Here is a 12,885-nt window from a genome sequence, read left to right on the forward strand (position 1 = left end):
CACTCCCCAGCCGATAACGCTCGCCAAGTGCGGTAACACCCTGCGTTCCCCCTCCCTTGCCTACACGTGCTGGGGAAACTTTTGCTAGCGATTTTGCGGCTTTTTGATTAATGAACGTTAAAAAGGAATTTCGTATGAGCACGTATTCTGACATTTGCATCGTTGGCGCCGGCATAGGAGGCTTGACTTGCGCCAACAACCTGATCGACGCCGCCGCCAGCAGGAACCTGCGCATCCGCGTATTCGACCTGAATGCCACCGTAGGCGGCCGCATCCAGTCGCGGAAAATAGATGGCGAGGAAATCGCCGAACTCGGCGCCGCACGCTACTCGCCGCAGCTGCATCCGCATTTCCAGCAACTCATGCAGGGCAGCGGCTTGCCGCATGCGGTCTACCCGTTCACCGAGGTCATCTCCCACGATAGCGTGCTGGAAGAGCTGAAGGCAACGCTGGATGAGCTGAGCCCGATGCTGAAAAGGCATCCGAACGACTCCTTCCTCGAGTTCGTCAGCCATTACCTGGGCGCCGCCAAGGCCAGCCACATCATCAAGGCGACCGGCTATGACGCCCTGCTGCTGCCGATGGTGTCGGCGGCCATGGCCTACGACATCATCAAGAAGCACCCGGAAACGCAGCACTTTACGGAAAACGCCGCCAACCAGTGGCACTATGCCACCGACGGCTACCACGAATTGCTGTGCCAGTTGCAGCACCAGGCCCAGGTCGCCGGGGTGGAATTCAGGCTCGAACACCGCTTGCTGTCCGTTGAAAAATCGGGCGCCGACCATGTGCTCGCCTTCAGCCACCATGGCGACACGCAGATGCACCGCACGCGCCATCTGGTGATGGCCATTCCGCCGTCCGCCATGCCGCGCCTGAACCTGGATTTCCCGAACGCCTGGAGTCCGTTCCAGTACGACTCGCTGCCCCTGTTCAAGGGATTCTTCACGTTCGACACAGCCTGGTGGGATGCGCTGGGGCTGACCGACAAGGTGCTGATGGCAGCAAATCCACTGCGCAAGATCTACTTCAAGAGCGACAAATACGTGCTGTTCTACACCGACAGCAAAAGCGCCACCTACTGGCGGGACAGCCTGGAGCTTGGTGAAGACGTATACCTGGAGCGTGTCCGCAGCCACCTGGAAGAAGTCCTGCCGCTCGATGGCCAGCCGCTGCCGCAGATCAAGGCCCACTTCCACAAGTTCTGGCCGCATGGCGTCGAATTTTGCGTGGAGCCGGAAGCCGACCACCCGGCCATCCTGCTGCACCGGGACGGCATCATTTCCTGCTCGGATGCCTATACCGCGCATTGCGGCTGGATGGAAGGCAGCCTGATCAGCGCCCAGCACGCCAGCGGCCTGTTGCTGCAGCGGCTCGATCAACGGACGGAAGAAGAAGCTGCCAACGATACCTTCATCACTTCCTCGACCGAGCGCGCATGAGCCTACTTGACTTCCCCCGCCTGCATTTTCGGGGTTTTGCCCGCGCCAATGTGCCGACGGGGAATCGTAATACGCACGGCAACATCGATATCGCCACGAATGCGGTATCGATGGCGGGCGAGGCTGTCGACCTGAGCCGGCCGCCAGCCGAATTCCATACGCACCTGAAACAGCTCGCCCCCCGCTTCAACGCACAGGGCAAGCCCGATCCGGACGGCATCTTCAGCCAGGCGGCAGGCTATAATTTTTGCGGAAACAACCATTTCTCGTGGGAAAACGCGCGGATCACGGGCGTCCAGCTGCGCGATGGCGAGGTCGATACCCAGGACGCGCTGGTGGGTGCCAAGCTGGGCCTGTGGGGCCACTACAACGAGTACCTGCGCACGACGTTCAACCGCGCCAGGTGGATCGACAATAACCCGGCGCAGCCCGACACCACGCTGATCTACGCGGGCCAGTTCACCTTGAGCGACAAGCTGGCCACGCCCAATACGCCCACGCTGTTCACGGCCGACATCGCGCAGGCGCACTCGGTGCGCTGGCTCGGCAGCGGCCACATCACGGAACGCAGCGGGCATTTCCTGGACGAGGAATTCGGCCGCGCCAGGCTGTTCCAGTTTTCCGTGGCCAAGCAGGACCCGCATTTCCTGTTCAATCCGGACCTGCCGCTGCCGGCCAGTATGCATGCCTTGCAGCAAGCCCTGGCCGACGACGAGGTGCTGGGCCTGACGGTGCAGTACTGTCTGTTCAATATGTCGACGCCGCAAAAACCCGATTCGCCCGTGTTCTACGACCTGGCCGGCAGCATCGGCCTGTGGCGGCGCGATGAGCTGGCCACCTATCCGGCCGGCCGCTTGCTGCAGCCGCGCCAGGGCAGCCTGGGGCCGGTAATGGTGAAAGTGCATGCGGACCGCGTCTCGTTCAACATGCCGACCGCCATTCCCTTCACCACGCGCGACATAGGCGCCGTCTCGGAACAGCATCCCACGCATGCCCTGGGCGGCAAGCAAGCGCTGGGCGACCTGCTGCTGCATGACGGCGCCGGCACCGTTCTGGCGCGGATTCCCGAGCAGCTGTACCGCGACTACTGGCGCCATCACGGCGTCTTCGACGTGCCGCTGCAGCACGCTGGCGCGGCGCCAGGCTCGCTCAGCCTGGGCAGCGCGCAGGCGCAGTGGGACGAAGCCGACTGGGTGCTGCAATCGGACAGCAACCAGCTGTACCTGGAAGCGCCGAACCGGAACAAGCACGAGCAATTTCCGCAGACCATCACCGTACAAAGCCGCTTCCGCGGCGAGCTGGCGGCGCCTCCGTCCTTGGCGGAGGCGGAAGACGGCGCGCTGCTGGCAGTGGAGCAGCAACCGTCGCCGCTCGGGCACGGCTACACGGCGCTGACGCTGACGGGGCGCAAGCCGGGCGCGACCCGCATCATGCTGGGCACAGGCAAGGCCAAGCAATACCTCGGCGTGCGCGTGCTGCCCGACGACTGGGACCTCGACGACGTGCCGGCCGAACAGGTCGACTACGCCTTCCTCTACCGGCATGTGATGAGCTACTACGAGCTCGTGTATCCCTTCATGTCGGACAAGGTCTTCAGCCTGGCGGACCAGTGCAAGTGCGAAACGTATTCGCGCCTGATGTGGCAGATGTGCGATCCGCAGAACCGCGAGAAGAGCTACTACATGCCCAGCACCCGCGAACTGTCGCTGCCAAAGTCGCGCCTGTTCCTGAAATACCTGACGCAGGTCGAGGCGGCAGCCGCGGCCAAGGCGGCGGCACCGGAACCGGCCGCGCCGCATGCCATCGGCTGCAAGGCGGAACTGATCGACGAGCTGAAAAAAGCCATCGATCTGGAACTGTCGCTGATGCTGCAATACCTGTATGCCGCGTATTCGATTCCCAATTATGCGCAGGGGGCGGCGCTGGTGCAGTCCGGCAGCTGGCTGCCGGCCGAGCTGGAGCTGGCCTGCGGCGCCGAAGACCGGCGCCGCAACAGCGGCACGCGCGGCGCGCTGCTGGAAATCGCCCATGAAGAAATGATTCACTACTTATTGGTGAACAATGTATTGATGGCGCTTGGCGAACCGTTTTACAGCGGTACCCCGCTGCTGGGCCAGCAGGCGCGCCAGCGTTTCGGCCTAGACACGGAATTTGCGTTCGAACCATTTTCCGAACACGTGCTGGCCCGCTTCGTGCGTTTCGAATGGCCCGACTACATTCCCACGCCGGGCAAATCCATCGCTACGTTCTATATCGCGATCCGTCAGGCCCTGGCCGATCTGCCCGGCCTGTTCGGAAGCGGCGGCGGCAAGCGCGGCGGCGAGCACCACCTTTTCCTGAAAGAACTGACCAACCGCGCCTATCCCGGCTACCAGCTGGAAGTATCCGACCGCGACAGCGCGCTGTTCGCCATCGATTTCGTCACGGAACAGGGCGAAGGCGTGGCCGTCGATTCGCCGCATTTCGCCTCCTCGCACTTCCAGCGGCTGCGCACCATCGCCGGCAGGTTTTCGGCCTGCGACAAGCCGTTCGAACCGGCGCTGCCGGCGCTGAAGAATCCCGTGCTGGAAGCGCGCGCGGACTGCAGCGTGGTGACCGATCAGAAGGCGCGCGCGCTGATGCAGCTGTATCAGGGCTGCTATGAACTGACCTTCCTGATGATGGCGCACCATTTTGCGCAGCAGCCGCTGGGCAGCCTGCGCCGCTCGCGCCTGATGAACGCCTCCATCGACATCATGACCGGCCTGTTGCGCCCCCTGTCGGCGGCCCTGATGAACATGCCGTCCGGCCTGCCTGGCCGCCATGCGGGACCGCCCGTGCCCGAGCCAGTCAGCAGCCGGGTCAGCGGCGACTACAGCCTGGGCTGCGACATGCTGGCGCAGAAATGCCTGGCGCTGGCGCAGTACGCGCGCAGCCTGGAGAGCGATGCCATCGGCATGGCGCCGATAGAAATGTTGGAGTTTTTTAATCAGCAACTTACCGATTTATCTCGGGGAAAGATGTCAAGAGAGGCTTGAAATGCATAAAATCATTATCGTCGGCGGAGGCCTGGCAGGCAGCCTCAGCGCCATTTATCTGGCGCAACGGGGGCACGATGTCCACGTTGTCGAAAAGCGCGGCGATCCGCTGCTGGAGAATGCCGCCAACGCCGACCCCGTCAACTCGCGCGCCATCGGCGTGAGCATGACGGTACGCGGCATCAAGGCCGTCCTGGCCGCCGGCATCAGCAAGCAGGAGCTCGACCAGTGCGGCGAACCCATCGTCGGCATGGCATTCAGCGTGGGCGGCCGGCACCGGATACGCGAGCTGACCCCGCTCGAAGGCCTGTTCCCCCTGTCGCTGGACCGCACCGCCTTCCAGCGCCTGCTGAACCGGCATGCCGCCCTGCACGAGGTGAAGTATTACTTTGAGCATAAATGCCTGGATGTCGACCTGGAAAGAAAGATTGTGCTGATCCAGGGCCCGGACGGTGCCTTGCAGAAGCTGCATGGCGACCTGGTCATTGGCGCCGACGGCGCCCACTCTGCCGTGCGGCGCGCCATGCAAAGCGGCATGCGCCGTTTCGAGTTCAGGCAGAGTTACTTCCGCCACGGCTACAAGACGCTGGTGTTGCCGAACGCGGCGGATCTGGGTTTCAGGAAGGATTTGCTGTACTTCTTCGGCATGGATTCCAAGGGCCTGTTTGCCGGCCGCGCGGCCACCATCCCGGACGGCAGCATCAGCTTTGCCCTGTGCCTGCCCTACACCGGCACACCCAGCCTGGGCACGCTCAACCGCGAAGCCATGGCCGATTTCTTCAGCCGCTACTTCGGCACCCTGCCGCCGGACCGTCGCAAGGAGATGCTGGACCAGTTCATGGCGCTGCCCAGCAACGACCTCATCAATGTCCGTTCCAGCACCTTCCACTACAAGGCCAATATCCTGCTGATCGGCGATGCGGCGCATGCCACCGCCCCGTTCCTCGGACAAGGCATGAACATGGCGCTGGAAGACGTCCACGTCTTCGTTTCCCTGTTGGAAAAGCACGGCAATGCCCTGGGCCCTGCCCTGTCCGAATTCACGCAGCAGCGCAAGGTGCAGGCGGACGCCATGCAGGACATGGCGATCGCCAACTATGAGGCGCTGAGCAATCCGAATCTGATTTTCTTCCTGCAGACGCGCTACACGCGCTACATGCACAAGAAATTCCCCCGTGTTTATCCGCCAGACATGGCGGAGAAACTGTACTTCACATCGGTTCCTTACGATGAATTGCAGCAAATCCAGAAGAAACAAAACGTTTGGTACAAACTTGGAAGGGTAAATTAATGAAAATTCTCGTCATCGGCGCAGGCCCAGCAGGACTGCTCTTTGCCAGTCAAATGAAACAGGCCCAGCCCGGCTGGGATATCAGCATTACGGAAAAAAACACCCCGGAAGAAGTGCTGGGCTGGGGCGTGGTGCTGCCGGGGCGGCCACCGCGCCACCCCGCCAATCCCCTCTCCTACCTGGAGCAGCCGGAACGGCTCAATCCGCAGTTCCTGGAAGAATTCAAGCTCGTGCATCACGACCAGCCCAACCTGATGAGCACCGGCGTTACCCTGTGCGGCGTCGGACGCCAGGCCCTGGTGCAGGCACTGCGCGCCAAGTGCGTGGCGGCCGGCATCGCCATCCGTTACGAAACGCCGCCGGCGGACAAGGCGCAGCTGGAAGCCGAGTACGACCTGGTTGTGGTATCGAATGGCGTCAATTACAAATCGCTGGAATTGCCGCCAGCACTGGCGCCGCACATCGATTTCGGCCGCAACAAATACATCTGGTACGGCACCACCCAGCTGTTCGACCAGATGAACCTGGTGTTCCGCAGCAATGAGCACGGCATATTCATCGGCCATGCCTACAAATACTCGGACACGATGAGCACCTTTATCGTCGAATGCAGCGAAGAGACGTACGCCAAGGCCGGGCTGGAGGCGCTGTCCGAGCGCGATGCCGCCGCGTACATCGCCAAAACGTTCAAGGCCGAACTCGGCGAGCATGGACTGCAGAGCCAACCGGGCCAGGGCTGGCGCAACTTCATGACCCTCAGCCACGACCAGGCCTGCGACGGCAAGTTCGTCCTGCTCGGCGATGCGCTGCAATCGGGGCATTTTTCCATCGGCCATGGCACCACCATGGCGGTGGTGGTCGCCTTGCTGCTGGTCAAAATCCTCAATACCGAAGACGGCAAGGCCGCCGCACTGAACAGCTTCAATGCCCGTGCCGTGCCCCTGGTGCAATTGTTCAAGGAGCACGCCAACAGCAGCCGCCTGTGGTTTGAAAGCGTGGGCGAACGTATCGAACTGAGCAATGAAGAGCTGACCGCCAGCTTCGACGCCCGCCGCAAGGACTTGCCGTCGCTACAAGAAGCGCTGATGGCCAGTCTTGGCTACGCGCTGGGCCGCTAAGGGAGATACCATGCCGACACACGTCTCCCCGCCGCTGCTGCCGATGCAATGGAGCAGCGCCTATGTCTCCTACTGGACGCCGATGCAGGCGGATGACCAGGTCACGTCCGGCTATTGCTGGTTCGACTATGCGCGCAATATCTGCCGCATCGACGGCCTGTTCAACCCCTGGTCGGAAAAGGAACATGGACACCTGCTGTGGATGTCGGAAATCGGCGACGCCAGGCGCGAGCAAAGCCGCAAGCAGAAAGTGGCCTACGCAAGGCAAGCGGAGGCGGCTGGCGAGCAGCTGCAGGGCACGGCGCTGGCCGATGAGGTGACCCCGTTCCATGAGCTGTTCCTGCCGCAGGCGGTGCTGCTGGACGGCGGTGCCCGTCACGATGGCCGCCACACCGTGCTGGGCCGGGAGGCGGACGCCTGGGTAGTCGAGCGGGCGGGCAAGTCTCCATCAGTCTTTTACCTGGAGGCCGGTGGCAACCGCCTGCTGCGCATGGTCACCGGCAACGACCCGCAGCACCAGTCGGTACGCGACTTTCCCAACCTGTTTGTCGGCGACATTCCGGACAGCGTCTTTACGTCTTGCAACACCTGACCAGGCCGTGGCGTGCGCGAGGGCCGCATGCGGCCGGAGCGCGCGCCACGCCTGGCAAGTGTTTTTGTTATTACTCTCGAAGGATATTGATATGCCGCTGGTTGTTTACATTTTGGGGTTGACGATCTTTTCGTTAACGACATCCGAATTCATGGTGGCGGGCATGATGCCGTCGCTGGCCCTGGCCATGGACGAACCGGTGACACGGATCGGCTATCTGATCTCGCTCTACGCCATGGGCATGGTCATCGGCGGACCGCTGAGCACCATTGTCCTGCTCAAGCTGCGCGTACCGAACAAGAAAGGACTGCTGTGGCTGCTGGGCTTTTATGTCCTTGCCCAATCCGTTGCCGCGTCCGCCACCAGCTATGACATCCTGGCCATCGCGCGGGTGGTCACGGGCGTGGCCGCCGCCACCTGCTTTGGCCTGTCCCTGGCGATCTGTGCCGAAATCGTCGCTCCCAACGCGCGCGGACGCGCCGCCGCCGTCGTGATCGGCGGCCTCATGCTCGCTTCGGTGGTGGGCGTGCCGGTCGCCACGCTCATCGACCAGCACCTGGGGTGGCGCGCCAGCTTCTGGCTGGTGGTGCTGCTGGCGCTATTGTGCCTGGTGCTCATCACCATGCTGGTGCCGCGCGCCAAGCCATCCGAAGTCGTCAGCCTCGGCAATGAACTGGGAGAGTTCCGCAACCGCCACCTGTGGGCAGCGTACGCCAGCAGCGGCCTCATCATCGGCGCGATTTTCGCGGCGTTCAGCTATTTCGCGACCATCCTGACGGAAATTACCGGTTTTCCAGCATCTTCAATCCCCTGGCTGCTGGGCATCTACGGCGTCGCCAACGTGGTGGGCAATGGCGTGGTCGGCCGTTATGCGGACCGCTACACCACCGTCATCATGGTGTGGGGCATGGTCATCCTGAGCATCAGCCTGGCGCTGTTCGCCGTCTTTGCGCACGACAAGACCATCAGTGTCGCCTTGCTGGTGGTCACGGGCCTGGTCGGCATGTCGATGAATCCCGCCATCATCGCCCGCGTGATGAAAACGGCCCATCCGGGGCCGCTGGTCAACACGGTGCACACGTCCGTCATCAACATCGGCCTGGGCGCCGGTTCCTGGCTCGGCGGCCTCGGCATCGCCGCCGGCTACGGCTTGCGCTCCCCCCTGTGGGTCGGTGTCGCGCTGGCCGTGCTTGGCCTCATCAGCTTGCTGCCCTACCTCGGGCACAGGTCGCGCGATTCGGTATTGTCGCATTAGCGGCTGAAGGGCGGCTGGCATTGCCAACCGCCCTTCAGTCCAGCCCCGATGCGTAACGCCTTGTTTCCATCGCGGGATGCTGCTGCGTCATCGTTTTGTTCCTGAGCGGACGGCAACCTGTCTTGACGGCCACGCCCAATCCCGGCAAGATCATGCCGCTGGCGGACAAGCTGCCGGCAACAGCTATCCTCTAGGACTGGAGCGACCACCATTGGGCCAGGAATATTCCACGGCGATGCGCGACCTGCTTGCCGCGCGTGACATCAGGCATGCCCGCACGCCCCCCGTCAGCGGGCTGACGCGGCAGCATTTCAGCGTCGCCAGCGAGCACAAGGAACTGCAGTTGCTGGCCTGGCGCGATTATCTGGGTCGGTTTCTTGACTTGCAGGTACGGCGCCAGCAGTTGGACCATGGATTTCACGCAGAACTCGACACTTACCTGCTGCCGGACATGGCGTATCTGGATAGCCGCACGGATGCGGTGACCCAGCTACGCAGCAATCAGCGCATCTCTACCGACAGCATGCGCGATTTCGTCTTTCACATCGCCGTGCAGGGCATTATCGAGACCAGCACGGCACGCCCCAGCGCTAAGGCGCAGCAATACACGCCAGGCATACTGGCCCTGGACATGAACCAGCCCATGAGCATGGCGCGGCCGACGCGCGCGCATGTACTGGCCTTCTTCCTGCCCCGTGCCGCGGTCAGCGCGCACCTGCCCGATGCCGAAGCCATCCACGGCCGCATCGTCGGCTACACCACGCCGCTGACGCGCATGCTGCCGGGTTACCTGAAGATCCTGTGCCAGCGCCTGCCAGCGCTGCCGGCAGACGAGCAAGAGCAGACGATACGCACCTGCGCCCGCCTGATCATTGCCGCATTTGCCAAGCAGCAGCGCCTGGAAGAGCATGGGCGCGCTGCCGCCCGCGCCGCGCTGCAGGGACAGATCGAACACTATATCCAGACGAACCTGCACGAGGAACACCTGACGCCGGACGGCGTGATGCGGGCATTCCCCGTCGCCCGCTCGACCATCTACCGCCTGTTTGAATCCCAGGGGGGCCTGGCCGCCTACATCCGCCATTGCCGCCTGCGCGACGCGGCACATGAACTGACCAGCATGCGTCATCTTGCCGTGACGCAGATCGGACTGGGACTGGGATTCAACAGCGCCTCCGATTTCTCACGCGCATTCAGCCGCGCGTATGGCATGTCGCCGCGCGACTACCGTGAACAGTTCGGAATGATATTTCCTCAAAATAATATTTTAAAAAAGTGAAACAGGGTGTCAAGTCGGCGTGAACCAGGGAGGGAGAATCAAGCTCCCTACACGCCCGCGACAGTTGCGGGGCCGGTTCCTACTCTCGACGGAGTTCAGCGCCCATGCTTAACGACAACAACGATGCCAGCGACGCCACCCTCGCTCTGGCGCCATACAATGAAAAGGCGAACGCCGCCATCGTCAAGGCGGTACGCGCCAGTGACTGGACAAGGACGGCGGTGCGCTACGGTGAAATTTGCTTGACTTTAGGCAAGCCGGAGGAGTTCACCGAAGTCTGGAGCCAGCTGGACCTGAGCAAGTTCCCCCCCGATCTGAATAACATGCCGTGGATAGGCCTTTACCAGTTCACGGGCAGCGGGCAGCGCGATGCGAATTGCCTCCCTGTCGGCGATATCGCAGTGTCCACCAGACTGGCTCCGCCGTATCAGCCGCCCCGGGCGTCTCCCATGTTTTACCTGTCACCGTGCCCGGAAGCAACGCCTTCCGCCCTCGGTCCCGCATTGGCGCATCCGACGGGATTCCGTTTTCTGGTCAATGACAGAGGCTCCAAAAACCCCAGGGACATCTGCTACTGGCAACCCATTGCGCCGGATGGCTATTACGCGCTGGGCATCTGCTTTAACCCCAGGGAGCCGGACATAAGCAAGTATTGGTGCGTAAGAAAAGACCTGTGTATTTCCGTCGACAAGATCCGGGTGTGGCAAGAACACGGATGGCAAGGCAGCGGCAGCGTGGAAGCGCCGAAGGCACGGCAGGACAAATGGAAGGATGTTCAGGATGGATACGTCCTGTTGTCGCCGCTGGCGTATACCTATGGCAGCTTACCGGCATTTTACCTGCGCCTGCCCATGGCCTGCCTCGACGTGGAACCATTTGATTTTCCCGCCCCGCAAAAGCCGGAGCTGGACCCGGCAATTGTGGTCAACCACAAGCTGAAGGCCGGCTTGAGCCCTGTCGTGATCGTGCCGTTTACCGCCATCCCCGGTGACGCCAGCAACGTACCCGACCAGCCTTACACGTCGCCCTTCTACTTCATCGCCGCCCAGCCTTACTATTTTTGCTACAACGTTTTATCGCCGACCGGGGGCGGCACCACGACGACAAGCTACCGCGTGGGCGTGACGAAAGAAGAATCCACGACCTTCGAGCGGTCGACGTCGATCACCACGAATGTCGAGGTCGGTGCCGTGTTCGAAGGTCCCAGCGCCTCGGCATCCCTCTCCATGACCAACACGTTTTCATTGACGCAACTGAGCGGCCGCACGGAAGAGACCAGCGTCGAATACTCGGAACAGCTGATCTTCAAGGAAACAGCGCGTGTATGGCAATGGCAATTGCTGACCGACCTGGTGGTGACGCGCTCGGATGGGACACAGATCAGGCCGATCGCCTACCGGAATCAGGACCGGACCAACATTCCCCCACCGGACAAGGCGAGCCCGCCGGAAGCCATGAAAAATTGAATCGCCTTTCTTTCCCAGCAGTACAACAGTGTGTTTGACATTTCTCATCCAACCAGGAGGTTCATATGAAACTGCAACGTCTGTTTTGCCTTGTCGCCTTGATTTCGGCCGTATCGATGGCGGGTGCCGCCAAGCAGGACAAGGAAACACCCAAGGAAAATGCGGCGGCCGGCCCAGCCACCGCCAAGGCAGAGAAGGATGCCGCCGCGGACCAGGTAGGCCACGCCCCTTGCTGGTCCGCGCGGCAATGCAGCGGCAAATCCAGGCCCAATTTCACGATTGAAGCATGCAGGCGGGGCAGCTTCGGCAAGTCGTGGGGACTCGCTCCCGGTCCGGGCTGCAGGACTTTCTGACGACGATGCCTGAGCCTGCCCTGCCTGGCGGGCAAACTGGCCGCGTGTATTGCGCCGTTTTAGTTGCTGACTGGACTGATGCGTCGTGCCCGCGTCGCCAGCCAGCACAAGATGGCGCCGCCGCATACCATCGCCGAGCCTTGCCAGAAGGCCAGTGACAGCGGCGTGCGCAGCAGGAGCGACGACAGCGCGGCGGACAGCACGGGGATGAAATACGAGGCGCCGGCCAGGATCGTGACGTTGCCGTGCAAAATGCCCACGTTCCAGGCGCCGTAGCCAAAGCCCATGGCGCCGGCGGCCAGCAGCAGGTAGATGACGGCCTCGGAAGTAAACGCCATGGGGCCGCCACCTTGCAGCAGGTATTTGATCCACAAGCTGATGGAAACGAGGATAAAGAACAGGGTCACGCCATTCTTGCCCTGCGCGATGCGCGCCGTCACGGTGCAATATGCGGCCCAGATCAGCGCGCCGGCAAAGGCCAGGCCATAGCTGAGCGGGTTGCCGCGCACGTTGGCCACGGTGCCGGCCAGGTCGAAGCCCTGTTCGCCGCCCAGTACCCAGCAGATGCCGGCGACGGACAGCAGGAAACCCGGCACGATGAGGAAATTGCTCTTCTGTCCATTGAACAGGATGGCCGCGACGATGGTGAAGGTTGGCCACAAATAGTTCACCATGCCCACCTCGATGGCCTGGCGCGCCGTGCCGGCATAACCTATCGACAGCGCCAGGCACAGTTCATAGGTGACGAACAGCAGGCTGCCCCAGACCAGATAGCGGCGTGGAAATTCGCCCGGCCGCGTATAGCCCACGGACAGCAGCAGAAACACCGAGGCCACGCTGTACATCATCGCCGCCCCGCCCGTGGGTCCCAGCAGGTCGGTGACGCTGCGGATCAGCCCGATAATCGAGCTCCACAGCAGAATGGCGCCCAACCCGGTCAGGGTGGCCTTGTTGGTATTTTTCATGTTCATGTCATTCAGATGATGCAATCAAACGCCCGGTGTCGTTCGCGAGGGCAATCCGCGGTGACAATTGTTGAGATTCCATCAATTATTTGCGGATACTATGTCTT

The 12,885-nt window shown here is 62.1% G+C and carries 10 protein-coding genes; 9 read left to right on the plus strand and 1 reads right to left on the minus strand.

Going from position 1 to position 12,885, the window contains the following annotated elements; genetic code table 11:
• The first annotated feature begins 134 nt into the window (after positions 1 to 134).
• The 9 genes from LSO07_RS17350 to LSO07_RS17390 all read left to right on the plus strand — a co-directional run bounded on the left by LSO07_RS17350 (position 135) and on the right by LSO07_RS17390 (position 11,813).
• Positions 135 to 1,442 (plus strand): FAD-dependent oxidoreductase, encoded by a 1,308-nt coding sequence (locus tag LSO07_RS17350; RefSeq protein ID WP_151095867.1) that lies wholly within the window; start codon positions 135 to 137, stop codon positions 1,440 to 1,442.
• Positions 1,439 to 4,459 (plus strand): iminophenyl-pyruvate dimer synthase VioB, encoded by a 3,021-nt coding sequence (vioB, locus tag LSO07_RS17355; RefSeq protein WP_151095870.1) that lies wholly within the window; start codon positions 1,439 to 1,441, stop codon positions 4,457 to 4,459. Before LSO07_RS17350 ends, vioB begins: the two co-directional genes overlap by 4 nt.
• A gap of 1 nt (position 4,460) precedes the next feature.
• Positions 4,461 to 5,750 (plus strand): FAD-dependent oxidoreductase, encoded by a 1,290-nt coding sequence (locus tag LSO07_RS17360; RefSeq protein ID WP_070256920.1) that lies wholly within the window; start codon positions 4,461 to 4,463, stop codon positions 5,748 to 5,750.
• Complete coding sequence (locus LSO07_RS17365) at positions 5,750 to 6,868, plus strand: tryptophan hydroxylase (protein WP_099393870.1); 1,119 nt, start codon at positions 5,750 to 5,752, stop codon at positions 6,866 to 6,868. The genes LSO07_RS17360 and LSO07_RS17365 overlap by 1 nt, the downstream gene beginning before the upstream one ends.
• 10 nt (positions 6,869 to 6,878) lie before the next feature.
• A complete protein-coding gene (gene vioE / locus LSO07_RS17370; protein ID WP_151095873.1) occupies positions 6,879 to 7,460 on the plus strand; it encodes a violacein biosynthesis enzyme VioE in 582 nt (193 codons plus the stop codon).
• 91 nt (positions 7,461 to 7,551) lie between these two features.
• Positions 7,552 to 8,715 carry an MFS transporter gene (locus LSO07_RS17375; protein WP_151095876.1) on the plus strand — a complete coding sequence of 388 codons (1,164 nt, stop codon included), beginning with the start codon at positions 7,552 to 7,554 and terminating at the stop codon, positions 8,713 to 8,715.
• Between the two features lie 235 nt (positions 8,716 to 8,950).
• A complete protein-coding gene (locus LSO07_RS17380) occupies positions 8,951 to 9,994 on the plus strand; it encodes a helix-turn-helix domain-containing protein (protein WP_151095879.1) in 1,044 nt (347 codons plus the stop codon).
• Between the two features lie 104 nt (positions 9,995 to 10,098).
• Positions 10,099 to 11,460 (plus strand): Vps62-related protein, encoded by a 1,362-nt coding sequence (locus tag LSO07_RS17385; protein ID WP_151095882.1) that lies wholly within the window; start codon positions 10,099 to 10,101, stop codon positions 11,458 to 11,460.
• A gap of 65 nt (positions 11,461 to 11,525) precedes the next feature.
• The gene (locus tag LSO07_RS17390) at positions 11,526 to 11,813 is read left to right on the plus strand and encodes a hypothetical protein (RefSeq protein WP_034784460.1); all 288 of its coding nucleotides are present in this window, start codon (positions 11,526 to 11,528) and stop codon (positions 11,811 to 11,813) included.
• 59 nt (positions 11,814 to 11,872) lie between these two features.
• Here LSO07_RS17390 and yddG read toward each other — a convergent pair whose 3' ends face one another.
• The gene (gene yddG / locus LSO07_RS17395) at positions 11,873 to 12,778 is read right to left on the minus strand and encodes an aromatic amino acid DMT transporter YddG (RefSeq protein ID WP_151095885.1); all 906 of its coding nucleotides are present in this window, start codon (positions 12,776 to 12,778) and stop codon (positions 11,873 to 11,875) included.
• Positions 12,779 to 12,885 lie beyond the last annotated feature (107 nt).

It is taken from the genome of Janthinobacterium sp. PLB04, from assembly GCF_021165895.1.
GTDB lineage: Bacteria > Pseudomonadota > Gammaproteobacteria > Burkholderiales > Burkholderiaceae_D > Janthinobacterium > Janthinobacterium lividum.